Raw genomic sequence first — 24,267 nt, 5'->3', positions numbered from 1 at the left:
GCCGCCGCCGGCGGTTGCGCGGACAGCCTCTCCCGCGCAACCCAGGCAATGCGGTCGACCAGGCGACCCGATCCGCTACCAATGCCGTGGATCTTGAGATACAGCACGCCGGGACCGACGGAACTCAGGAGGAATTGTTGAAGCGAACGATTTCGATAATCGTGACGCTGGCCCTGCTGGCTTGGCTCGCCAGCGACTCGCGCTGGCGGATGGTCGGCGACGCCTTCGCCCGCATAACGCCTGGCGTATTCGCGGTGGCGACGATCGCGTTTTTCGTCACCTATGTCTTGCGCGCGCTGCGTGTCTGCGACGAGTTCCGCGACGAGGTGCACGGCCGTTTCGGCGCTTGCCTGCGCGTCATTCTGATCCACAATGCGATGATCAACGTCGTCCCCTTCCGTGGCGGCGAGACGGCCTTTCCCCTGCTCCTGCGCCAAGTCTTCGGCATACCGATCATGCGCGCCAGCGCCTCGCTGCTGTGGTTCAGGCTGCAGGATGCCTTCGTCGTTGGCGTGCTGGCCCTGGCGGTGTGGCCGGGCTTGCATCCGGCGATAAGGATCGCGGGCGTGGCCGCCTTGATCGCCGCCGCCTGGTATCTGCCGCGCTGGGCGCGCGCGCCGCATGACTGGGCCGGCCGCGGCAAGATCGTGGCGAAGCTCGGCACGCTGCGCGATGTCTTCACCGAAGCGACCGGGCGCTCGCGCTACGGCTGGTGGTGGACGATCGCCAACTGGTCGCTGAAGCTCGCTGTACAAGGATGGTTATTGGCAATGCTGCTGGGAACATCCTTTTCGACCGCCTTTCCGGGCGTCGTCGGGGCCGAAGGCGCCGCAATCCTGCCGGTGCAAGGCGTCGCCGGCTTCGGCACCTATGAAGCGGGAGCGGCGGCCGCGCTGCTCACCTCCGGCATCGACATGAAGGCAGGCCTGCAGGCGGCGCTGGCGCTGCACCTGTTCATCTTTTGCTCGGCTATCGCCACGGGCGCGATCGCCTGGCTGTTTCCCTCGAAATCGACGCTGCCGGGGAACCCGGCCGTCGGCTCTGCAAGGAAGTCATCGCTATGAACGTATTGCCTATCCCCGCTTCTGGACTGCCTGACGGCGCGGTGATGCCGGACCATACGCTGTCGATCGTCGTGCCCATGTACAACGAGGCCGAAAACGTCGAGCCGCTGCTGGCACGGATTCACCAGGCAATGGAACGCTACGACCAACCGTGGGAAGTCGTGCTGGTCGATGACGGCAGCACCGACGCGACGGTGAGCGAGATCCGGCGCCTGGCAGCGCATTACGGTCCGCATGTGCATGCGGTCGAGCTTGTGCGCAACTACAAGCAGACCGCCGCGATGCAGGCCGGCATCGACGCAGCGCGCGGCGACGTCATCGCCACGATCGACGGCGATCTGCAAAATGATCCCTACGACATCCCGCGCATGGTCTACCGCCTGCTGAGCGAAGATCTCGACCTGGTGGTCGGCTGGCGCAAGGACCGCCAGGAAGGTTTTTTCATGCGCAGGCTGCCCTCGCGCATCGCCAATGCGCTGATCGCGCGCGTCACCGGCGTGCGCCTCAAGGATTATGGCTGCAGCCTCAAGGTCTATCGCGGCAACGTCATCCGCAGCGTCAAGCTTTATGGTGAGATGCACCGCTTCATCCCGGCATGGCTGGCCACGGTGACGACCCCGAGACGCATTGCGCAGGAGGTGGTGACGCATCATGCTCGCATCCACGGCCAGTCGAAATACGGCATTTCGCGCACCTTCAGGGTCGTGCTCGACCTGGTCTTCATGTATTTCTTCATGCGCTACCGCACGCGGCCCGGTCATTTCTTCGGTGGCATCGGCATCGTGCTGGGCGCGTTGGGGTCCCTGATCCTTGCCTATCTGTTTGGTCTGAAGCTGTTTTTCGGTCAAGACATCGGAACGCGCCCGATGCTGTTCACCGGCTTCTTCCTGCTCATCGCCGGCGTGCAGATGGTGACGTCGGGTGTGCTGGCGGAAATGCTGGCGCGCGTCTATCACGAAGCGAACGGGTCGTCGGCCTATGTCGCGCGGCCGCAACCGGCACCCGGTGAAAATGATGGCGACGGCTGGCGGCGCATCGGCCGGTGACCTCGCAAAGCTGCTTCTGGACCGTGACGACTAGGTCTAGGCTGAAGGTGGCGAGGCTCGCCCGGCTTTCCGCAGGACGGGACTTCCTTCCACGACTGGATATTGCCGAACAGGGCCTCCGGAGGGCAAGAGGTAGCGGGCAGAGCCTGCGCCAACCTCTCGCCCTCGACTCGCCCCCGCCGAAGATCAGTATCGCGAACGGCAGCTCGAGCGTTGGCCAAAGCCGCTCGGGCTGCAGAGCCATGGCGAGCGGCCCAGCAGCGGACCGGCGTCGCCAAGGGTGTAGGAAACCTTCAGAAGCGCCGGCTTGCCGAGGCGCGGCGGCTGGATAAAGGCCGCATAGGCCAGCGCATTGGTGCGGGTCACGCTGGTCATGCGCACGACCGGCTTGCGGTGAAGGTCTCGCTTGTTTTTGAGATAGTGAATCTTGTGGCCGAGCTTGTGGACCGCAGGTTCGCCGCGAATCTGTCCGGTCTCGGCCGCATTAGCGCCCTGGGCACCCGCGACCATGGAGATCAACGCGGCTGCGGCAATAGTGTAGATGCACTTCCTGCCGATATTAACTGGGCCTTCAATGAACTTGTTCATCACCAATCCCCTGTTGCAGACTATAGGCAAAGGCACACCGCGGCATATTTTGTGCTGAGCGTTTTCCACGCCGTGTGAACTTCCTTTTCCATTGCACAATATTAGACTAAGCTTATTAAAATTCAGGCAAACGGCGTAGTGAGCGCCGTCTTTCCGCCTTGCGCTGGATTTTATTAAATTGCGATCGATCTCACGGATGTCGCACGAGGACGCGCGACGGGTTTTGGCGCGACGCGCTTTGGAGCCTCAATAGTCGTCGTTGTGGAAGAAGAGAGCCGTGGGCGGGAAACTGCCTCGTAGCTGTCCCGAGGCCGATTCTCGAGGCGTCAGCGGCTTGCATCCCAACTGGGGTCGAAATGCACCGTATAGTTTCCGAGCCCGCCCTGGCCGGCGCCGGAAACCGGAAAGATTACCCTGACAATGCGCAGATGGCCCGCGCCCTGCTGCAGCCCATAAATGCCTTGCAATCCGCGGTCATAGAATGCGGCGGCCGGAGCCGACAGCGCGAGCACGGCGAGTGAGGTGTGCAGGGCATATTTGGCGACATTGGCGCGCAGCGGGATCTTGTTCTCGATGACGTGCCTTGCGACAATTACGGCGACGAGCAATCCATAAAAGAACGCATTGAAAGCGGCGAACCAGTAGAAGCCGGCGGCGTTCGCAGGGTGGTCGACAAGAAGAACCGGCAATGATGCACCGACCGCAAGCACCACATAGGGAGCAACGACGCGGGTGGGCAGAAGGTTTTTCGGACCGCTGCCCTTTGGCGTAACTCGGAAATCGATGAACGACTTCGTAATATGGTCGCGGACCGCCGAGAGCGTGCCTGCCAGGACCCAAGGCCAGCGCGCCAGGAAAGCGACCAGCGTTCCTTCCCAGCTGATCGTCTTGGCGGTGAGCGGGCGCGACAGACCAAAGGCCTTCAGCAACATCACCAGCACGATCAGAGATGCCGCATTCGGCCCATAGTGGATGAGGAAGTCGACATACGTCACATTGGCGAACGTCTCGCCAGAAAGAAGCGCGTATATCGGCATGGCATACATCAGGAGGGAAAACCCAGCCAACAGCGGATACCAGAGCTGGCGGAACAGGAACTGGAATTTCGCCTGCGCCGTCATCCTCGGCAGGTAGGTCGGCGAGTATTCGAGCATGATGGTCACCAGGCTGCGCGACCACTGGAATTCCTGTGTGACAAAATCGGCAAAACTCTGAGGTCCGTCGCCATGCGCGATGGCATCAATTGCGTGCACGCCGCGCCATCCGGCTGCGATCAACAGCATGGTTGTCGAGTGATCCTCGGCCAGTTCCGGGCCAAGACCGCCCGCCTGCCTCAGCGCTTGGGTTCGCACCGCATAGTGCGAACCGATGCAGAGCGGCGTCCCATTGTTGGTATAGCAGGACTGCAGCGGCCCGTGGAGCATTCCCTCAGGAAACAGCCGGCCCCGCGCGGCCCAGCTTTCGTCGGCGTTCATGTCGCAAATGCTCGGCGCCGAAACATAGCCCACCGCAGGGTCGGCGAAGGGATAGAGGATTTCCCTGAGATAGCTCGGCGTCGGCACATGGTCGGCGTCCAGCTGGGCGACGAAGTCGTAGCGCTCATAACCGTAGTGGTCATAGAAAAAGGCTAAATTGCCTTCCTTGCAGCGGGTCCTGCGCGGCCATGTCTTGCGATGATAGTCGTCGCGCCCGCGGCGCGTAGAAATCAGCACATTGTGGGCTTCGCACCAGTGAACAGTCTCCTCGGAAGGATCTTCGTCGGCCAGCCAGGTGTCATGCGGATAGTCCTGCGCGAGCATCGCCTCCAGCGTGCGCTCGATCACGACGAACGGCTCGGACGGTGCCTTGGTTACCACCATGGCGACTCGCGATCCCTGTGGGACCGTGCGCAGCTTGGACGGTTTTTTCGACGCATGCACATTGGGGAAGAAAAAGAGTGGCATCAGCGTCAGCCACACGAAAGTAAGCGTCACGAAAATATAAGGGACCACGTGCTCGATGTGGTCGGGCTGCAACCACCAGACCCAGAAAATTATGAGGGTGAAGAGCCATGGAACCAAGCCCAGCGCCCAAACCCGTTGTTGAGCTGGCGACAAGGCCGGCACCAGAAAAGGCGCCTCGCCCGCCGGCATGGGTCCGGCAGTCTTCGACCGGCGCGATGACATCATATTGCCGACGACGCCGGCTTGCGCAGAATCACTCATACTACTACCCGCCGCCTGTTCGGGCTGTGGCCGAACGATGGCACACAGCCTTCAACCACCGGCCAGAATCAGCTCGCGCTCAAACAGAGTCAACAGAATTAAGCGTTCGTTAACCAAGACTCTTGAGAACTGGTTAACCTAACACTTTGAATCGACGGCGTTTTGAATGCGTGCGGTCAGACCGTCACCTGGGACACGGGTTGCTGGATCTCTATCCTCAGCAGCAAGCCAACAGACAACCTGGACCCGATCGACCCCACTCGTTAACCATGCTGGCAACAACTAGGTTAAGTATCCGTTAATTGCGCTTGACTCGCGGCATGCATAAGCTCTTATATTAGGACTGGATAATGCATCGGGAATGTTGGCGCGAATTTGTGAGTATCGCGGCGAACTTTCTCTCGTAGGCTTCCATCGTACCGGCGCCTCGGGAGACCACTTGATGGATGGCCTTGCGCAAGCACGCCAGTCCACAGTCGCTCTGAAACCCCACAGATCACGTCGATAGGCTCGATGAATTTGGGTTTGTCGTATCGATCGCTGTCGAAACGACATGGCGAAGTTTCAAGCTCCGCTGGAGATTGAGGCGATGGGAGGTCGACTATGAAATACTTCACAGCAACTACAGCCGCGTCAGCACTCATCCTGGGCGCAAGTCTTGCTTTTCCGGCGGCAGCAGGCTCTCCCGCAGGGACGGACCCTGTGAAGACGAGCTCCGCCGCTTCGGTGTTCGGCTCCTATGACCCCTATGGTGATTTCAGCGCCGACAAGACTGCCTCCATCGAGGAGCTGTTCTTGCCTTGGGAGGACGTTGACCTCTCGACGCTTCCGCTGGCCGACGCCTATGCGCAGCAGCGTGGCCGTTCGCTTTTGATCACCATCGAGCCATGGACCTGGTCGAAGGATTGGCGCATCACCCCGCCCGAATTGCGCGACGGCATTTTGAGCGGCAAATATGACGCCAACATGCAGGCAATCTGCGGCCTGGTGGGACAGATGAAGAGCCCGGTGACCATTCGCTGGGCGCAGGAAATGGAAGACACCAACGGCCGCTTCACCTGGGCCAACTGGGCCCCCAAGGACTGGATCGCCGCCTACCAGCGCGAAGTCGATGTCTGCCGCAAGGTCGCTCCCGCGGCCAAATACATGTGGTCGCCAAAGGGCGCGGAAGGCTTGGAAAAGTACTATCCCGGAGACAATTACGTCGATGTGATCGGGTTGTCGGTGTTCGGCCTCCAGAAGAAGGACAATGATGAGACCGGTCGGGACCGTAACTTCGCAGAGACGCTCAAGCCCGGCTATGATCGCGTCGCGGGTTTCAACAAGCCGATCGTGGTGGCGGAACTCGGCTATGTCGGAAAGCAGGACTATGTCTCGAAGTGGCAAGAGGATTCGCGCAAGTCCTATGCGGAGTTTCCGGCGCTGACTTCGGTCGTCTACTTCAACCAGAAGGAAGTGTGGCCGTGGCTGGGTGGCTATGGTCTGCCCGACTGGAGGGTGACCCAGCACGTCCTGCCTTAGGCGCATCGTGCCATCCCGACGCGATCGGGATGGATCTCCAATTTCCTTGTTTGACGGTGACCCATCCCGAACCGGCGGTTCGGGATGATGGTTGAGGCGTGGCGTAAATCAGTCTGTGGAGAAGTTTCGTGAAACGAGTGGTGGAAAATTGTCTCGGAGCGGCATTCGCCTGCTCCGTTCTTGTTCTTGCCTTCCAGGTTCCTGCGACAGCCAAGACGGCGACGAAAATCGCCGAGCAGGCGCAAAAGGCGGCCGTGGTTCCTGACGAAGGCGTCTACCAGATCTATCAAAACCATTCCTGGCTGTGGGGCAAGAAGGGCGCCGGGTTCTTTGCCGTCAAGCAGCGGCAGTTCGACGCCTGGACCAACGACAAAGGCAAGCCGGGCTATGGCGACGGGTTGTGGTTCATCCCCGGCGGCGGCAAGTTGTGCTGGCGCGCACAATGGCACGGTTCCTGGGGCGTGAAGGGCTCGATGACCTGCTTCGAGCATCGCCAGGCTGGCAAGGTGATCTACCAGCGCAAGGCTCCGGATGGCGACTGGTACGTTTTCGAGAGATTGAAATACGGCGACTACGTCACCAGGAAACAGAACCGGGTCAAGGCAAAGCTGTAGACTGTGTCTGCGACAGGCGGCTGGCCTAAAGCGTGTCGCGTCTGAGCGGTTTCAGGCGACCCGCTTTAGGTTTTGTTTTTGCGCATCTCGTTCCCCAAAACGAAGTCACTTTTGGGCGACATGCACTAGGCCTTGCGCTCCCAGCGGCGGTCTGGCGTCTGCTGCCAGTAGGTGACGGCATGGCCGGCGTCCTTCATCACCTTCCAATGCCCCCGCGCCGCCTCGACCTGCGCGGCGTCGTGGCCGTCGAACAGGAAGACGGCACGCTCGTAGCCACCAAGATCAGGCGGCACAGCGCCGTCAACCAGGAACCTTATCTTGGCCTGGTTGGGATTGCCGTCACCGGTGGTCAACAGGATCGGCTGTTCACCGGGATAAGCCTCACGGTCGGTGGCGTGCGCGAGGAACGAATCGTCGCGGAAGGTCCAAAGATGCTGGTCGAGCGCATCGCGGCGTTCCTCGGTGCCGGTCTGCACCACGGCGCGCCAGCCACGGTCGACGCTGCGCTCCAGGAGGCCTGGCAGCGCATCCTCCAGCGTCGATTCGGTCAAGTGGTAGAACAGGACGTCGGCCATCGCTTCAGTCTATAGTGCCATCGCTTCAGTCTATAGTGATTGAATCCGCTCATTGCTCATAATTGTCGCGCACCAGCCGGTCGAGCAGCCTGACGCCGAAACCCGAACCCCAGGATTGGTTGATCTCGTTCGACGGCGAGCCCATCGCGGTGCCGGCAATGTCGAGATGCGCCCAAGGCGTGTCCTTGACGAAGCGCTGCAGGAATTGCGCGGCGATAATGGCGCCGCCATAGCGGCCGCCGATGTTCTTCATGTCGGCATTCTTGGAATCGATCAGCTTGTCGTATTCGGCGCCGAGCGGCATGCGCCACAGCCGCTCCTGCGTTGCCTGCCCCGCCGCCGTCAGCTTTTCGGACAGTTCGTCATTGTTGGAAAACAGGCCGGCATAGTGCTGGCCGAGCGCGACCATGACGGCGCCGGTCAGCGTTGCCAGATTGACCATGAATTTCGGCTGGAAGCGGTCGTTGCAGTACCACAGCGCATCGGCCAGCACGAGGCGGCCTTCCGCATCGGTGTTGAGCACCTCGATGGTCTGGCCCGACATCGAGGTGACGATGTCGCCGGGGCGCTGAGCGTGGCCGTCGACGGCGTTTTCGACCAGGCCGATGACGCCGACGACATTGGCTTTCGCCTTGCGCGCAGCCAGCGCATGCATCAGGCCGGTGACCGCGGCCGCACCACCCATGTCGCCCTTCATGTCCTCCATGCCCGAGGCCGGCTTTATCGAATTGCCGCCGGTGTCAAAGGTGACGCCCTTGCCGACGAAGGCAACCGGGCTATCCTTTGGCTTGCCGCCGTTCCACTGCATGATCGCCATGCGGGCGCCGCGCGGCGAGCCTTGCGCGACACCAAGCAGCGAGCCCATGCCGAGCTTCTTCATCTCCTTTTCGGCCAGGATCTCGACCTTGACGCCGAGCGCCTCGAGTTCCTTGGCTCGGGCGGCGAACTCGACCGGCCCGAGCACGTTTGCCGGTTCGTTGACGAGGTCACGCGCCAGAAGGACGCCGTCGATCACCGCCTCGGCGTCGGTGAAGGCTTTTTTCGCCGCGGCTGGATCTGCCATGTGAATGGTCACCTTGACCGGCTTTTTCGGCTCTGCCTTGCCGTCGTCCTTGTCCTTCCTGGTCTTGTACTTGTCGAAGGAATAGCTGCGCAGAAGAATTCCCGCTGCAAGGCTCGCCGCATCCTTGCCACTTGGCGACGCGCCGGCGAGATCGAGCACCACCGCCACATCCGTCGCCTTGCGCAGCGACGCGGCAATGGTGCCGCCAAGCTTCAGCCACGCATAGTCGTCGAGCCCCGACACCTTGCCGGCGCCTATCGCCACCAGCCTGTCAAGCGACGCTTCCTGCGGCGCCAGAACCTCCACCACGCTAGCGAACTTGCCGGTGAACTCGGCCACCGGAAAGGCCCGCTCCAGTGTCTTGCCGGGATCGCAAGCCTTGGCGGCGTCGCTCAGGCCACCCTCATCCGCCAACAGCACGAAGGCTGTGCCCTTCTTGTTCGCCGCGGCCTGGGGTGCGGAAAATTTAGCGAATGCGATCGACGGTCTTTGGCTCATCATGTCCTGCTTTCGGGGAATGCGCGGCTTTTGGGGAAGTGGTTCGAAACGATGCGCGACATTTGGTCGTTTTGCTCCATTTGGCAAGACATTGCCAAATTCGCACCCCATATCACCGATGGAATCGATGGTGATTCTTCGCGGCACGGCCCCGCTTTTTGCCGCAACCTGTTGTTAACCATCGATGTTCTCCCTTTCTTATCCATTCCCGCCGACACTCCGGCCCGCCGGGGCGGGTGACTTGGAACGGGAACCGGATCGACCATCTGTTGGAGCCAGTTGTGCAGGCGCTGCCGGACAGCTACCCTTGTGCGGTGGCATGATGCCGTTCGAGAAAATCGAGAAAAGCCTTCATGAAGGTCGTTGAACGCTACATCATGCGCCGCGCTTTCGTGGTCTTCATGGCCGCGCTTGTCTGGACGCTGGCCATCGTGTGGACGACGCAGGTGCTGGCAAAGATCGACCTGGTCACTGACAGCGGCCAGTCGGCGCTGACCTTCTTCGAGGTCGCCGCCCTCATTCTTCCGTCCATCATCCCGATCGTCGTCCCTTTTGCGCTGGTGGTGGCGGTCGCGCAGACGCTGAGTGCCATGAATTCGGATTCCGAACTCGCCGTCGTCAACGCGGCGGGCGCCTCGCGCTGGACCATCGTGCGGCCGATCATGCTTTTGGCGCTGGCGGCCGCGGTCTTCTCCTTTGCCGTCGACAACGGCATCGATCCTTATGCCCGGCAGAAGAACCGGGCCCTGGTGGCGTCGTCACGCGCGGATCTGTTGTCGCTGATCATCCAGGAAGGCACCTTCCGCAAGATCGAGGACGGGCTGTTCCTGCAGATCGGCGAGCGGCTTCCCGACAATCGGCTGGGCGGCATTTTCGTCGCCGATTCGCGCGAAGAAGGCGTCAACCTCGTCTACTACGCCAAGACCGGCAGCATCGTCGAACGCGGCGGCGAAAAGGTGCTGATGATGAATGACGGCGTCATCCATCGCAAAACGCTGACTGGCGATCTCTCAGTCATACGCTTCACCTCCTATGCCTTCGACATGTCGGCCTTCATGGCGGCCGCTTCGGCGGTGACGCTCCTGCCGAAAGACCAGACGACCCAGTACCTGCTCAACCCGAGCGCCAACGACAAGAATTATCAGCAGAACCCCTCCGAATATCAAGCCGAGGTCAACCAGCGGTTTTCGGAATGGACGTATTCCATGGTCTTCGCGCTCATCGCGCTGGCGGTCGCCGGAGACGCGCGCTCGCACCGCGAGGCACGCGTCAATCCGCTGATCACGGCCATCGGGATATCGCTGTTCGTGCGTTGGCTGGGCTTTTTTGCCGCCAGCAAAGCCGATGAGATCCCGCAATATGCCTATATGGTCTATGGCGTGCCGATCGTGGCTTCCGCGGTGGCGATCTGGTTCATCGTCTCCAACCGGACCATGGAACTGCCGGTGGCCTGGGCCGACTGGATGACAAATTTCGCCACGCGCACCGGTGACAGCTGGAACGCTCTCAAACTGCGTTTGTCCAGACGCGGCACTTCAGGGCAAGGGGTCAGCTGATGGGCTGGACGCTGGGCCGCTATTTCTTCTTCCGCTATGTGACGATCACCATCTGGTTCTTCATCGGCCTCCTGGCGCTGGTGTTCCTGATCGATTTCACCGAACTCTCCGGCCGCACCACCGGCCTGCCCGGCTTCACCTACGGAACGGCAGTGGCCATTTCGGGGCTCCGAATGCCGATGATCATGCTGCAGACGGTGCCGTTTGTCGGTCTGTTCTCGGCGATGGCGACGCTGGTGTCGCTCAACCGGCGCTACGAACTGGTCATCGCGCGTTCCGCGGGCGTTTCCGCCTGGCAGTTCCTATTGCCATGCTGCATCGGAGCCTTGCTGTTCGGTGTCTTGTCGGTTGGCGTCATCAATCCGCTCGCCGCGCACGCATTCTCCTGGTCCGAGCAGATCGAAACCCAGCTGCGTTCCGGCAAATCGAACACGGTTTCAGCCGATGCCGCGCCCTGGATTCGGCAGAAAACCAGTTCGGGGGACACCATCATCGGTGCGCGGGCCATCCTGAATCAGGGCCTGGAGATGGCCGATGTCGTCTTTTTCATTCTCGACCCGCAAGGCAACATCGTCGAGCGCAAGGACGCCGCGCGCGCCTTCCTGCGCGACGGCTATTGGGAATTGCAGAACGTCAAGACATTCCAGAACGGCACGATCCAGGCATCGACAACCGATCGCGTGCCGACCAATCTGAAGCCCGAATTCGTGCAAGAGCGGCTGGCGCGCCCCGAAACCATCCCTTTCTATGATCTGCCGGGAAAGATCGAGGTTGCCCGCTCCTTCGGCCTCAAGGCAAATGCCTTTGCCATGCAGTTTGATTCGCTGGTGGCGTTGCCGTTCCTTCTCGTCGCCATGACGCTGATTGCGGCAACGGTTTCAATGCGATTTGCTAGGATGGGGCAGTCGGCAACGATGATTCTGGGTGGCATCATCGCCGGCTTTCTGCTTTATGTCGTTTCGGTGCTGGTGAAGGCATTCGGCGTGGCGGGATTCGTGCCGACTGTCGTAGCCGCATGGGTGCCGGTCGTAGTGGCTATGTTCTTCGGGGTGACTTTCCTGCTATACAAGGAAGACGGCTAGTGAGGGAGGCGTTTTTGCCCAGCAACAGGCAGGCCCGTTTGGCGCGCCTCTATGCGGCGACCGCCTTGGCGTGCGTGCTTGCATGCGTCGTCCCGATGCCGGCGTTCGCGCAGGATGTCGGTGACATGGCGACATCGGTTCCGTCAGGCTCGCAGATGCTGCTCGCTGCCGATACGCTGGTCTACAACAACGACAATCAGACGGTGACCGCCGTCGGTGGCGTGCAGATCGACTATGGTGGCAATCGCCTTGTCGCCCAGCGGGTCGAATACAACCGCAACACCAAGCGGATGGTTGCGAGCGGCAATGTCGAAGTCGTCAACAGCGACGGCACCAAGATCAATTCGGAACATATCGACATCACCGATGACTTCGCCGACGGCTTCGTCAACGCATTGCGTGTCGAAACCATCGACAAGGCCTATTTCGCCGCCGAAAGCGCCGAGCGCATGGGCGGCGTCCTGACCACGTTCCACAATGGCGTCTACACCGCCTGCGAACCGTGCGAGGACAAGCCCGACAAAGCGCCGACCTGGCGCGTCAAGGCCAGGAAGATCATCTGGAACGGCGAGAAGAAGACGGTTCGCTTCGAGAATGCGAATTTCGAGTTCTTCGGTTTCCCGCTCGCCTATCTGCCTGCATTCGAGATTGCTGACCCGACGGTGAAGCGCAAGAGCGGCTTCCTGATCCCCAGCATCGTCTACAAGAGCGATCTCGGTGTCGGCGTAAAAATTCCCTATTATTTCGCATTGTCACCGACCTACGACCTGACCGTCACCGGCTCCGGCTACACCAAGCAGGGCTTCCTCGGTGAGGCCGAATGGCGCCAGCGCTTCAACAATGGCCAGTACAGTTTGAAGATCGCCGGAATCCATCAGCAGGATCCCGATGCCTTCCTCGACACGACTGCCTTCCCCAGCACCGCTGGCCACAATGTCGATTCGGGCGCAGCGGGCGATCCCAACAAATTCCGTGGCATGATGGGCACGCAGGGCCAGTTCGCCATCAATCCGCGCTGGAATTTCGGCTGGGATGTGCTGCTGCAGACCGACAAGAACTTCTCGAACACCTATAACATCGACAAGTACAATGGCAGCGTCCACCAGTCGTCGGTCTATTTGACAGGTCTCAACGGCCGCAACTATTTCGACCTGCGCGCCATGCACTTCGAAGTGCAGGAAGATACACCCAACGACAACATCTCTGCGCGAAGCGGACAGCAGCCCTGGGTGCTGCCGTCGCTCGACTACGCCTATATTCCCGACGTATCGGTGGCTGGCGGCCAGCTGTCGCTCAATGTCAACTCGCGGGTCATCAGCCGCGACGATCTCGATCAGACCTACTTCACCCCTTACGTACCTGGTTCAGGCACGCAGCGTGTCCGTGGCATCGAAGGCGAATCGGGCCGCCTCACCGCCGAGGCCGAGTGGAAGCGGAGCTTCGTCACCGATGGCGGGCTGGTGCTGACGCCGTTGCTGGCACTGCAGGGCGATGTGGACTACCTGAACGCATCGTCGGCTTCGCTCGCCGCCATCAACCAGATGGCAACGAATTTGGGCGAGCAGGACGATATGCGCTCGTCATTTGCCCGTTACATGGCAACCGCAGGCCTCGAGATGCGTTGGCCGGTGCTGTTTTCCATGGCGAGCGGATCCAGCCATGTGATCGAACCGATGGCGCAGGTCTTCATGCGCCCGAACGAGCAGTATGTCGGCGGTCTGGCCGTTCCCAACGAAGACGCCCAAAGCATGGTGTTCGACGCGACCACCTTGTTCGAACGCGACAAGTTCTCCGGCTACGACCGCGTCGAAGGCGGTTCGCGCGCCAATGTCGGCTTCCGCTATTCCGGCTCGTACAACAATGGCTGGGGCACCAATGCCATTTTCGGCCAATCCTATCAGATCGGCGGCGAGAATTCCTTCGCGGCTCCGGATCTGGTCAATGTTGGCGCCTATTCAGGTCTCGACACGACCAAGTCCGACTATGTCGGCCTGTTCGGCATCAACAGCCCCAACGGCTTCGCGGCCTCGGTCAGCGGCCGTTTTGACGAACAGAGCTTTGAGATCCGCCGCGCCGAGGTGAAGGCCGCCTATTCCGGCCTGCCGGTGTCGCTGAGCGCCAAATACGCCTTCATCCAGGCCCAGCCGCTCTACGGTTTCACGACCGACCGCCACGAAGTCACGCTCGGTGCATCGACGCATCTCGCCGAGAACTGGCGCGTCTTCGGCACCGGAACCTACGACCTGCAGGAAAGCCTGTTGGTCAGGGACGGCGTCGGCTTCGCCTACAATGATTCCTGCTTCACCTATTTGATGACCTACTCGCAGTCGCGTGACCTGAACACCAGGGAGGTGTCGCAGACCATCGGCTTCAATCTGTCGTTCCGCACCCTCGGCGATTTCGGCTCGTCGAGCAGTGGCGTCGACACGATCCAGTAACAATCGGCGACATCGTTTCGCCGCATAGGGCTGGCACGGATTTCGCGCACCTGAAAAGATAAAAATTGGGCGGAGCCGGGATAGAATTGGGATGCCAACGATGAGGAAATACCTCTTTTCAGCAGGTTTTGCGCTGCTTGTGGCGGCGACGTGCGTGTCGATCACCGTGATGACGCCACCGGCTTTCGCCAGCGAGATCAAATACGTCGTCAACGACATTCCGGTCACCACCGGCGACATCGCCCATCGCGCCGCCTTCCTGAAGCTGCAGCGCAAGAAGGGTGACGCCGGCCAGGAAATGATCGACCAGACGCTGCGCATGGCCGAGGCCAAGCGGCTTGGTATCCGCATCAGCGACGCTCAGGTCGAAGCGGCGTATCAGCGCTTTGCGTCAAGCAACAAGATGCAGCTCAGCCAGCTCGACGGCGTCATGGAGAAGTCGGGCGTCACCAAGGGCCACTTCAAGGAATTCATCCGCGCCCAGATGGCCTGGAACCAGGCCTTGAGCGCGCGCTACCGTTCCGGCGACGGTACCGGTGCCGTCAGCGAACAAGATCTTGTCAGGAAGATGCTTGAAAAAGGCGGATCCAAGCCGAGCGCCACCGAGTACATGCTGCAGCAGGTCATCTTCGTGGTGCCGGCGGCAGAACGCAGCGCGACGCTGGGCAAACGCAAGCGCGAGGCCGACGCCATGCGCGCCCGCTTCAGCGGCTGCAACACGACGCGCGAATTCGCCAAGGGCCTGATCGACGTCACCGTTCGCGATCTGGGCCGGGTGCTGGCGCCGCAACTGCCGCCGGACTGGGCTGAGCAGATCAAGGCTACCAAGGTCGGCGGCGCCACCGTCACGCGCGAAACCGAACGCGGCGTCGAATTCATCGGCATCTGCTCGTCGCGCGAAGTGTCCGACGACAAGGTCGCGCAGATGGTGTTCCAGGGCGAAAGCTCCGGTGACAAGAACGCCGACGAACTCAGCAAGAAATATGTCGACGAGCTGAAGGCGAAAGCCCGCATCGTCAAGCGCTGACGTGGGCAGCACCGTGGCTGTGCTCGCGCTGAGCGCCGGCGATCCGTCCGGCATCGGGCCGGAGATCGCCATCGCTGCCTTCATGGCGCGCGAGGCTGCCGCCCTGCCTCCCTTCTATCTGCTCGCCGATCCGGCGCTGATCGCCTCCCGGGCGCGTCTCCTCGGCATTTCGCTGCCGGTCGTCGAAACGACATCGGCGCAAGCGGCGCAAGTCTTTGCCCGCGCCTTGCCGATCGTTCCACTGACCACCCGCTGCATCGACCGCCCTGGCCGACCCGACCCGGCCAATGCGGCCGCCACCATCGAAGCCATCGACCGCGCCGTCGCCGACTGCCTCGCCGGCGAAGCCTCGGCCGTCGTCACCTGCCCTATCGCCAAGAAGCCGCTCTACGATGCCGGCTTTCGCTTTCCCGGCCACACAGAGTATCTGGCACATCTGGCGGCCCGGCACAGCGGCGTCCAAGCGATGCCGGTGATGATGCTGGCAGGCCCCGACCTGCGCACCGTTCCCGTCACCATCCACATCGCGCTGGCCGAGGTGCCGAAGGCACTGACCACCGAACTGATCGTCGCCACTGCGCGCATCACCGCCGCCGACCTCATCGGCCGCTTCGGCATCGCCCGGCCGAGGCTCGCCGTTGCCGGGCTCAATCCGCATGCCGGTGAAGGCGGCGCCATGGGCCTCGAGGACGAGCGGATCGTGCGCCCGGCGGTCGACATCCTGCGTGCCGAAGGGATCGACGCTTTCGGTCCGCTGCCGGCCGACACGTTGTTCCACGCCCGGGCACGGGCCGGCTACGACGCAGCCCTTTGCATGTATCACGACCAGGCACTGATTCCGGCCAAGGCGCTGGCCTTCGACGAGGCGGTCAATGTCACGCTCGGCCTGCCCTTCATCCGCACCTCGCCCGACCACGGCACCGCCTTCGACATCGCCGGCAAGGGCGTGGCGCGGCCCGACAGCCTGATCGCAGCATTGAAGCTTGCCCGACGGCTGGCCGACACAAACACGAAGGCAGTTGCCGCATGAGACCGCAGGCATGAGCATCGACGGGCTGCCGCCGCTGCGCGAAGTGATCGAGCGTCATGGCCTGCAGGCAAAGAAGGCGCTCGGCCAGAATTTCCTGCTCGACCTGAACCTCACCGGCAAGATCGCCCGCACCGCCGGCGACTTGTCCGATGCAACCGTGATCGAGGTCGGTCCCGGTCCCGGCGGGCTGACCCGCGCCTTGCTCTCCAACGGGGCGCGTCACGTCATCGCCATCGAGCGTGACGAACGCTGCCTGGCTGCCCTTGCCGAAGTGTCCGATCATTATCCCGGCCGACTGGAGGTTGTGTCCGGCGATGCGCTGAAGACGGATTTCGCGGCACTTGCCAGTCGAGCGGCCGGGGACGGCGGCCCGGTAAAGATCGTGGCCAACCTGCCCTACAACATCGGCACGGAGTTGCTGGTGCGCTGGTTGACGGTCAGCGATTGGCCGCCCTTCTACACCTCGATGACTTTGATGTTCCAGCGCGAGGTAGCCGAGCGCATCGTCGCACCCGCTGGCAGCGACAGCTATGGCCGGCTGGGGGTTCTTGCCGGCTGGCGGACGGAGGCGAGGATCGCCTTCGACGTACCGCCACAGGCATTCACGCCGCCGCCAAAGGTCACCTCCTCGGTGGTGCATCTGGTGCCGCGCCTGACCCCTCTGCCCGCCGAGGTGAAAAAACTCGGACGCGTCACCGAAGCCGCCTTCGGCCAACGTCGCAAGATGCTGCGGCAAAGCGTGAAGAGCCTCGGCGGCGAGGCCCTGCTCGAACGCGCCGGCATCGATCCGACGCGCCGCGCCGAGACGCTCAGCGTCGAGGAATTCGTGCGGCTGACCAATGCGGCATGAGGGCTGACATGCAGGAACTTGGGGTGGTGCCTCGACTTTTCCCGCTTATTGTGGCGGGGCAAAAGACGTCCACCATACGCTGGCGCGAAACGACGATCGTGCCGGGTTACATGCGCTATGTCTGCGATGGTGACGCCACGTCGACAGCCATTGTGTGGGTTACGCGCTGTACGGAGATGCCGTTGTCGAAAGCTGCCGCCTTTGTCGGGCGGCAAAGCGAGTGGCCAAAGGATGTCATGCTGTCCGGAATGCGAGAGCACTATCCTGAGATCGAATGGACCGACAGCGTGCAGATCGTCGAACATCTGACGCCGGCCGATAGCATGCGTCTATCCAACTACCCGGCTGCCACACCGTAGCCGGTTCAGCCAGTCTTCTCGTCCAACAGTCCCGAGACGAAATCGAACAGGCCTGGCCGACGATCGCGTCTTAGCCGCTCGGCGACGACGATGCCGCGCACTTCGGCGAAGGCGCGGTCGAGGTCGTCATTGACGATGACGAAATCATATTCCTTCCAGTGCTCGATCTCGTTGCGGGCGTTTTTCAACCGCGTTTCGATCACCGCTTCCTGGTCTTCGGCGCGGCGCTTCAGCCGCGCCTTCAATTCCTTCATCGACGGCGGCAGGATGAAGATCGAGACGATGTCGGCGCGCATCTTCTCCTTGAGCTGCTGGGCACCTTGCCAGTCGATGTCGAACAGCATGTCGCGCCCTTCAGACAGCGCCAGTTCGGCCGGTTCGCGCGGGGTCGCATAGCAATTGCCGTGCACCTCGGCCCATTCCAGCAGCGCGTCGGAATCGCGCAGCCGCTCGAACTCGCGCATCGTCCTAAAATGGTAGTGGACGCCCTCGATCTCGCTGCCGCGGCGCGGTCTGGTGGTGACCGAGACCGACAGTTCGAGGCTGGAATCGCTTTCCAGAAGATTGCGCGCGATCGTCGACTTGCCGGCGCCGGATGGCGACGACAGGACGAGCATCAGGCCCCGGCGGCGAATGCGGGACCCCAAATCCTTGGCAACCATCGGCTACTCCAGATTCTGGATCTGTTCACGAAACTGGTCGACCACCGCCTTCAGTTCCAGCCCGATCGCGGTGACGGCGGCGGCATTCGACTTCGAACACAGCGTATTCGATTCGCGGTTAAATTCCTGTGCCAGAAAATCGAGCTTGCGGCCGACCGCGCCGCCGCCCTCCAGCAATGCCCGACCGGATGCGACATGCGTTTTCAGCCGGTCGATCTCTTCGCGAATATCGGCTTTGGTGGCCAGGAACGCCGCCTCCATGTGCAGCCGGGTCGCGTCCAGATTGGCGGAAGCGTCCATCAAAAGCCTGACCTGCTCGGCGATGCGCTCGCGGATCGCCACCGTCTCGCGTGACGGATCCGCCTCGGCCCGCAGCGTCAGCGCCTCGATTGTGTCGATATGACCCGACAACAGCAAAGCCAGCGCGGCACCCTCGCTTTGTCGTGCCTGTTCAAGCCCTTTCAGGGCCACATCGAGCGCGGCCATGATCGCGGCATCGAGCGCGGCCCTCGCCTCTTCGGTTTCGACAGTTTCGGGAATGTCGAGTACACCGCGCAGCGACAGCAACCCGTCTGATGTCGCGGGTGCAGCGCCGAATTGCTCCTGCAGCCGCTTGGCGAGCCCAGCCAAGTCCTTCAGGAAGGCTTCGTTGACGACCGGCTGCGCCTGCGCGCCCGCGGCACGGCCGATGGTCAGCGTCGCCTGGAAATTGCCGCGCGCAAAACGCTTCTGAAGTAGCTGCCGGACGGCTGGTTCCAGCCGCTCGAAGCCTTGCGCCAGTCGCAGCCGGACCTCGACGCTCTTGCCGTTGACGGACTTGACCTCCCAGGCGATCGAGGTGCCCTCATGCTCGGCGACGGCACGTGCAAAACCGGTCATGCTCTGCAAATTCATATCGCCCACACGTCCCTGGTGCACCACCCCGAAACCGGCTTTCCGGAGAGGAGCAAGTGCGGCTAGAAAATGACTGCGCCGCAGGCGCGTCGAAATCTGACGCGCGGCGCTCTTCCAAATGTCAGGGCATCGCCTGGTGAGCAATGCCCTTCCTTATTCTACATTCTACTGGGCAGCGCCCGCGTCACCGCCGCTGTCGTCGCCACCGTCAACCGGCACACTGTCAGCCGGCTTATCGGCATTGCTGTCGCCGGCGCCAGTTGTGTTGGCGGCCTTGGCGGCCTCATCTGCCTGCTTCTTCTGCAAGGCGCGATAGCGGGCGACATTCTCGTTGTGCTCGTCAAGCGTCGCGGCAAAGACGTGCCCGCCGGTGCCATCGGCGACGAAGTAGAGGTCGTCGGTCTTCGACGGGTTGGCCACCGCCTCCAGCGCTGCACGACCCGGATTGGCGATCGGCGTCGGTGGCAAGCCGTCGATCACATAGGTGTTGTAAGGCGTCTGCTTCTGGATGTCCGACTGGTAGATCGGCCGGTCCGCCGGCTTGCCCTTGCCGCCGAACAGCCCGTAGATGATGGTTGGATCGGATTGCAGGCGCATGCCCTTGGCAAGCCGGTTCAGGAAGACGGCGGCAACCCGTGAACGCTCGTCACCCTTTCCCGTTTCCTTCTCGACGATCGAGGCCAGCGTAACGAACTCTTCGATGTTGGCCAGCGGCAGGTCCGGCGCGCGCCGCTGCCAGACATCATCAACCAGCTTCTTTTGATCCGCCAGCAGCTTGTCGACCATCTGCTGGCGCGTCGCGCCGCGCGTGAAGCGCAGGGTGTCGGTGGCGAGACTGCCCTCTGGAGGCGTGGTCGCCGGCATATCGCCGCTCAAGGCAGTCTCGTCAGCGATGCGCTGCAGCGCCTGCTCGACCGTCAGCCCCTCTGGAATGGTCAGCGAATACATCACCGACTTGCCGCTCTTCAAAAGCTCCATGATGTCGCGCATGGAAGCCCTGGGCTTGACCTCGTACTCACCGGCCTTCAGTGCGGAATCATTGCCGAAGGCCCGCACGCCAAGGCGGAATACCCGGGCATCGCTGATCAGTCCGCGGCGTTCGAGCTGGTCGGCGATATCCTGGACGCCGGTGTTCGGCTTGACCAGAAAGGTGTCGCCATTGGCCGAGGGGCCGGGCTCGGTGAATTCCTGCTTGCCGAAATAGACCGCGACGCCAGCCGCCAGAACCATCAGCATCACCGAAGAGATGACGAAGTTCATGAACACGACGACCTGGCTGCGTGATGCACGCGAGCGCTTCGGCGGCGGCGTGCCGGCCTCCGGCCGCAACGCCTCGCTGGCCGTTTTCGGCACGATCGGGCCGGATGTCGCCGGCCGTTGCCCGAATTCTCCGTTGCCTGCCGGATTTGTGTTCATTTCGCCCTACCGTTTGATCGCCCAACGAATCCCCAGCGGCAGAGTAGGGGCGAATATGGCAAAATTGACGGCACGCCAAAGCGTCGCCCGATAGCCTGACGATCAGCCATTGTAGCGCTGGAAGACCAGCGACGCGTTGGTACCACCAAAGCCGAAGGAATTGGACAGCGCCACGTCGATCTGGCGGGCACGCGGCTTGTTCGGCACCAGGTCGATCGCGGTTTCGCGCTCCGGGTTGTCGAGGTTGATGGTCGGCGGCGCGACATTGTCTCTGATGGCAAGGATCGAAAAGATCGCTTCGGCGGCACCGGCCGCCCCGAGCAGATGGCCGATCGACGACTTGGTCGACGACATCGAAATCTTCGACGCGGCATTGCCGACAAGCCGCTCGACAGCGCCGAGCTCAATCGTGTCGGCCATGGTCGAGGTGCCGTGGGCGTTGATGTAGTCAACATCGGCAGGTGCCAGCTTGGCCCGATTCAGTGCGGCCGTCATGCAACGGAAGGCACCATCGCCATCCTCGGCGGGCGCCGTGATGTGATGCGCGTCGCCGGTGAGACCATAACCCGTCACCTCGGCATAGATCTTGGCGCCGCGCGCCTTGGCATGCTCGAGCTCCTCGAGCACGACAACGCCGGCGCCCTCGCCCATGACGAAGCCGTCACGGTCGCGATCATAGGGGCGCGACGCCGTTTGCGGCGAATCATTGCGCTCCGTCGACAGCGCCCGGCACGCGGCGAAGCCGGCGATCGAAAGCCGCGTCACCGGCGCTTCGGCGCCACCGGCGACCATCACGTCGGCATCGCCCCACATGATCAACCGGGCAGCATCGCCAATGGCGTGCGCGCCAGTCGAACAGGCCGTGACGACGGCATGATTCGGACCTTTCAGCCTGTGCCGGATCGAAACCTGCCCGGAGACGAGATTGATGATCTGGCCCGGGATGAAGAAAGGGCTGATGCGGCGCGGGCCGCGTTCCTTGAGGATCATCGCGTTCTCGGCGATGCCTTCGATGCCGCCAATGCCGGAGCCGATCAGGACGCCGGTGGCGCACTGCTCTTCATGCGTCTTGGGTTCCCAGCCGGAATCCTTCAGCGCCTCGTCTGCGGCGGCAATCCCGTACAGGATAAAGTCGCCGATCTTGCGCAATTCCTTCGGCTCGAGCACGGCCTCGGGATTGAAGGTGGCATTGCTGCCATCGCCACGCGGAATGACGTGGGCGATCTTGCAAGCAAGATCCTCCACCTCGAACTCTGTGATACGCTTGGCAGCGCTGCGGCCGGTCAGAAGTTCCTTCCAGCTGTGCTCAAAGCCCATGCCGAACGGCGACAGCAACCCAAGGCCCGTGACGACGACACGCCTCATCGCAGGTTCTCCCCGGTGATGACTGCAGAAAGCGTCAGGCCGAAGCCTTGTCGATGTACTTCACCGCATCGCCGACGGTCAGGATGGTCTCGGCTGCATCGTCGGGAATCTCGACGCCGAATTCTTCTTCGAACGCCATCACGAGTTCGACCGTGTCGAGGCTGTCGGCGCCCAGATCATCGATGAAGCTCGCCTGCTCCGTCACTTTGTCGGCATCGACGCCAAGGTGCTCGATGACGATCTTCTTGACGCGCTCTGCGGTGTCACTCATTTGGGCATCCTCGTCTTTTGTTTGTCTGTCTTCGTTAGCGGGCAGAATGCCGCTAATCAAGCTGAAAGATGGTCCTGCCGGAAACGCAACGGCTACAGACCGGTTTTTGCCCGAACCGCCGGGTTGCGGGCCGCATTACACGAAAAATAGCTGAGGTCCAAGCCGAAATGGTCTCTTTTCACAGCCCGCCGGACCTTGTTCAGAATTCGCCCTGCCGGGTCATATGGTGCGGTTTTCGAGAACCGGAGCGGAGCGTACTTGGAGTACGCGAGCACCGGAAGCGCAGACAACCGTAGCAGATGGCCGGCAAGGTGGAATTATCAACAAGGCCCGTCAGATCATCGCCATGCCGCCATTTACATGGATGGTCTGGCCGGTGACGTAGGCGGCTTCGTTGGAGGCGAGATAGGCAACGGCGGACGCGACTTCAGCGCTGGTGCCCATGCGGCGCGTCGGGATCGCCGCCATGATCGCCTCCTTCTGCTTGTCGTTGAGCTTGTCGGTCATCGCCGATTCGATGAAGCCCGGAGCGACGCAGTTGACGGTGATGTTGCGGGTGGCGATCTCCTGCGCCAGCGACTTGGAAAAGCCGATCATGCCGGCCTTGGAGGCGCAGTAATTGGTCTGGCCGGGATTGCCGGTGACGCCGACCACCGAAGTGATGTTGATGATGCGGCCGTGGCGGCGGCGCATCATCGGGTGGGTGAGTTCGCGGGTCAGCCTGAACACGGCGGTCAGGTTGACCTCGAGCACGGTGTCCCAGTCGGCATCCGACATGCGCACAAACAATCCGTCCTTGGTGATGCCGGCATTGTTGACCAGGATGTCGACGCCTTCGAGATCGGCCTCCGCCTTCTGGCCGAGCGCCTTGACGTCGTCACGGTTCGACAGATTGGCCGGAAACAGCTTGACCCGGTCGCCAAGCTCGGTGGCGAGCGCCTCCAGTTTCTCGATGCGGGTGCCATGCAGGCCGACGATCGCGCCTTGCGCATGCAGCACTCTGGCGATCGCCTCGCCGATGCCCCCGGATGCGCCGGTGACGAGAGCCTTGCGGCCAGTCAATTCGAACATTTTTGTCTCCTGATTGAGAAGAGAACACCCTGTTTTACAGGGATGGGATCAAATGACGCTTTATGCAAGCGCTGCCAATGCCGCCTCGACCTCAGCCGCAGAGCCGACCGACGCGGTGGCGATGTCGCGGTTGATGCGCCGCGCCAATCCCGAAAGCACCTTGCCGGCGCCAATTTCGTAAAGCGTAGTGACGCCATTTGCGCCGAACCATTCCACCGTCTCGCGCCAGCGCACGCGGCCGGTTATCTGTTCGACCAGGCGGCGGGCGATCTCGTCCGGATCGCTCGACGGCGCCACAGACACGTTGGAGACGACCGGGACGGCCGGCGCGTTCTTTGTCACACCGGCGAGTGCGTCGCGCATGACGTTCGCGGCCGGCGCCATCAGCGCCGAATGGAAGGGCGCGGATACCTGCAGCATCAGCGCGCGCTTGGCGCCCTTTTCCGTGCACAATTTTGCCGCCAGTTCGACCGCGGCCTTGGCGCCGGAAATGACCAGCTGGCCGCCGCCATTATCGTTGGCGATCTGGCAAACCGCCCCGTTGGCCGAGCTTTTGGCGGCTTCTGTGCAGGCAGCCTCGACATCGGCCTGCTCCAGTCCGATGATCGCCGCCATCGCACCCTCGCCGGCCGGCACCGCCGCCTGCATGGCATTGCCGCGGATGCGCAGCAGCCTGGCGGCATCGGCAACCGAAACGAACCCTGCGGCCGCGAGTGCCGAATACTCGCCCAGCGAATGGCCGGCGACATAGGCGACCTTGCCTTTCAGCGAGAAGCCGCGCGATTCCAGCGCCCGGATCGCGGCCAGCGACACCGCCATCAGCGCCGGCTGCGCGTTGGCGGTCAGCATCAACGTCTCTTCCGGCCCTTCCCAGATCAGCTTCGACAGGTTTTCGCCGAGCGCGTCGTCGACTTCCTGGAAGATCCTGCGCGCCTCGGGAAAGGCGTCGGCGAGATCTTTGCCCATACCGACTGCCTGGCTGCCTTGTCCAGGAAAGGTGAATGCAACGGCCATGCGAGGACTCCCAAGGGCTGGTTTTGCTTATCTGATAGACGAGTTTTTCTTGCCTGTGA

At 62.1% G+C, this 24,267-nt stretch carries 22 protein-coding genes; 11 read left to right on the top strand and 11 right to left on the bottom strand.

Annotated elements, in window-relative coordinates; all coding sequences use genetic code 11:
* Nucleotides 1–137 precede the first annotated feature (137 nt).
* The gene (locus C8D77_RS12455) at nt 138–1,064 is read left to right on the top strand and encodes a lysylphosphatidylglycerol synthase domain-containing protein (RefSeq protein WP_109662861.1); all 927 of its coding nucleotides are present in this window, start codon (nt 138–140) and stop codon (nt 1,062–1,064) included.
* A gap of 44 nt (nt 1,065–1,108) precedes the next feature.
* The gene (locus tag C8D77_RS12450) at nt 1,109–2,110 is read left to right on the top strand and encodes a glycosyltransferase family 2 protein (RefSeq protein WP_245951771.1); all 1,002 of its coding nucleotides are present in this window, start codon (nt 1,109–1,111) and stop codon (nt 2,108–2,110) included.
* Nucleotides 2,111–2,296: 186 nt separating this feature from the next.
* Here the strand turns inward: C8D77_RS12450 and C8D77_RS12445 are convergent, their stop codons facing one another.
* Nucleotides 2,297–2,698, bottom strand: a complete 402-nt coding sequence (locus C8D77_RS12445) for a hypothetical protein (protein ID WP_109662857.1) — start codon at nt 2,696–2,698, stop codon at nt 2,297–2,299.
* Between the two features lie 326 nt (nt 2,699–3,024).
* On the bottom strand, nt 3,025–4,902 hold the full coding sequence (locus C8D77_RS12440; RefSeq protein ID WP_109662855.1) for a glycosyltransferase family 2 protein: 1,878 nt from the start codon (nt 4,900–4,902) through the stop codon (nt 3,025–3,027).
* Between the two features lie 603 nt (nt 4,903–5,505).
* Here C8D77_RS12440 and C8D77_RS12435 point away from each other — a divergent pair.
* Together C8D77_RS12435 and C8D77_RS12430 are read left to right on the top strand one after the other, a co-directional pair.
* Nucleotides 5,506–6,423 (top strand): glycoside hydrolase family 26 protein, encoded by a 918-nt coding sequence (locus C8D77_RS12435; protein ID WP_109662852.1) that lies wholly within the window; start codon nt 5,506–5,508, stop codon nt 6,421–6,423.
* A 128-nt stretch (nt 6,424–6,551) separates the two neighbouring features.
* Nucleotides 6,552–7,037, top strand: coding sequence for a DUF995 domain-containing protein (locus C8D77_RS12430; RefSeq protein WP_109662850.1), 486 nt, complete (start codon nt 6,552–6,554; stop codon nt 7,035–7,037).
* Between the two features lie 125 nt (nt 7,038–7,162).
* Here the strand turns inward: C8D77_RS12430 and C8D77_RS12425 are convergent, their stop codons facing one another.
* Together C8D77_RS12425 and C8D77_RS12420 are read right to left on the bottom strand one after the other, a co-directional pair.
* Complete coding sequence (locus C8D77_RS12425; RefSeq protein ID WP_109662848.1) at nt 7,163–7,612, bottom strand: DNA polymerase III subunit chi; 450 nt, start codon at nt 7,610–7,612, stop codon at nt 7,163–7,165.
* Nucleotides 7,613–7,661: 49 nt separating this feature from the next.
* Nucleotides 7,662–9,173: a leucyl aminopeptidase gene (locus C8D77_RS12420; protein ID WP_109663357.1), complete on the bottom strand. Its 1,512-nt coding sequence runs from the start codon at nt 9,171–9,173 to the stop codon at nt 7,662–7,664.
* Between the two features lie 353 nt (nt 9,174–9,526).
* On the opposite strand from C8D77_RS12420, the gene lptF reads away from it, so the two are divergent.
* The 7 genes from lptF (at nt 9,527) to C8D77_RS12385 (ending at nt 17,515) form a co-directional block, all read left to right on the top strand.
* Nucleotides 9,527–10,729: an LPS export ABC transporter permease LptF gene (lptF, locus tag C8D77_RS12415; protein ID WP_109662846.1), complete on the top strand. Its 1,203-nt coding sequence runs from the start codon at nt 9,527–9,529 to the stop codon at nt 10,727–10,729.
* Nucleotides 10,726–11,811: an LPS export ABC transporter permease LptG gene (gene lptG / locus C8D77_RS12410; RefSeq protein ID WP_206438822.1), complete on the top strand. Its 1,086-nt coding sequence runs from the start codon at nt 10,726–10,728 to the stop codon at nt 11,809–11,811. Before lptF ends, lptG begins: the two co-directional genes overlap by 4 nt.
* Complete coding sequence (locus C8D77_RS12405) at nt 11,811–14,249, top strand: LPS-assembly protein LptD (protein ID WP_164548662.1); 2,439 nt, start codon at nt 11,811–11,813, stop codon at nt 14,247–14,249. Before lptG ends, C8D77_RS12405 begins: the two co-directional genes overlap by 1 nt.
* Nucleotides 14,250–14,340: 91 nt before the next feature.
* Complete coding sequence (locus C8D77_RS12400) at nt 14,341–15,276, top strand: peptidylprolyl isomerase (RefSeq protein ID WP_164548661.1); 936 nt, start codon at nt 14,341–14,343, stop codon at nt 15,274–15,276.
* Nucleotides 15,277–15,289: 13 nt separating this feature from the next.
* The gene (gene pdxA / locus C8D77_RS12395; protein WP_425453729.1) at nt 15,290–16,306 is read left to right on the top strand and encodes a 4-hydroxythreonine-4-phosphate dehydrogenase PdxA; all 1,017 of its coding nucleotides are present in this window, start codon (nt 15,290–15,292) and stop codon (nt 16,304–16,306) included.
* 10 nt (nt 16,307–16,316) lie between these two features.
* Entirely contained in the window at nt 16,317–17,156 is an 840-nt protein-coding gene (gene rsmA / locus C8D77_RS12390; RefSeq protein WP_109662838.1) for a 16S rRNA (adenine(1518)-N(6)/adenine(1519)-N(6))-dimethyltransferase RsmA, read from the top strand.
* Between the two features lie 26 nt (nt 17,157–17,182).
* On the top strand, nt 17,183–17,515 hold the full coding sequence (locus tag C8D77_RS12385) for an ASCH domain-containing protein (RefSeq protein WP_245951751.1): 333 nt from the start codon (nt 17,183–17,185) through the stop codon (nt 17,513–17,515).
* A gap of 5 nt (nt 17,516–17,520) precedes the next feature.
* Here C8D77_RS12385 and gmk read toward each other — a convergent pair whose 3' ends face one another.
* From gmk to fabD, 7 genes are all read right to left on the bottom strand, one after another.
* Nucleotides 17,521–18,177: a guanylate kinase gene (gene gmk, locus C8D77_RS12380; RefSeq protein ID WP_013532512.1), complete on the bottom strand. Its 657-nt coding sequence runs from the start codon at nt 18,175–18,177 to the stop codon at nt 17,521–17,523.
* A gap of 3 nt (nt 18,178–18,180) precedes the next feature.
* The gene (locus C8D77_RS12375) at nt 18,181–19,071 is read right to left on the bottom strand and encodes a YicC/YloC family endoribonuclease (RefSeq protein WP_109662836.1); all 891 of its coding nucleotides are present in this window, start codon (nt 19,069–19,071) and stop codon (nt 18,181–18,183) included.
* Nucleotides 19,072–19,236: 165 nt separating this feature from the next.
* Complete coding sequence (gene mltG / locus C8D77_RS12370; RefSeq protein WP_109662834.1) at nt 19,237–20,487, bottom strand: endolytic transglycosylase MltG; 1,251 nt, start codon at nt 20,485–20,487, stop codon at nt 19,237–19,239.
* Between the two features lie 102 nt (nt 20,488–20,589).
* Nucleotides 20,590–21,852, bottom strand: a complete 1,263-nt coding sequence (gene fabF / locus C8D77_RS12365; RefSeq protein WP_109662832.1) for a beta-ketoacyl-ACP synthase II — start codon at nt 21,850–21,852, stop codon at nt 20,590–20,592.
* A gap of 34 nt (nt 21,853–21,886) precedes the next feature.
* Nucleotides 21,887–22,123, bottom strand: coding sequence for an acyl carrier protein (locus tag C8D77_RS12360; RefSeq protein ID WP_006203723.1), 237 nt, complete (start codon nt 22,121–22,123; stop codon nt 21,887–21,889).
* A gap of 333 nt (nt 22,124–22,456) precedes the next feature.
* A complete protein-coding gene (gene fabG, locus C8D77_RS12355) occupies nt 22,457–23,194 on the bottom strand; it encodes a 3-oxoacyl-[acyl-carrier-protein] reductase (RefSeq protein ID WP_109662830.1) in 738 nt (245 codons plus the stop codon).
* Between the two features lie 60 nt (nt 23,195–23,254).
* On the bottom strand, nt 23,255–24,208 hold the full coding sequence (fabD, locus tag C8D77_RS12350; RefSeq protein WP_109662828.1) for an ACP S-malonyltransferase: 954 nt from the start codon (nt 24,206–24,208) through the stop codon (nt 23,255–23,257).
* Nucleotides 24,209–24,267: the final 59 nt, after the last annotated feature.

Source organism: Mesorhizobium loti (assembly GCF_003148495.1).
Classification (GTDB): domain Bacteria; phylum Pseudomonadota; class Alphaproteobacteria; order Rhizobiales; family Rhizobiaceae; genus Mesorhizobium; species Mesorhizobium loti.
Note: the sequence above shows the minus strand (reverse complement) of the source record. Positions and strands in the feature narration are given on the sequence as shown.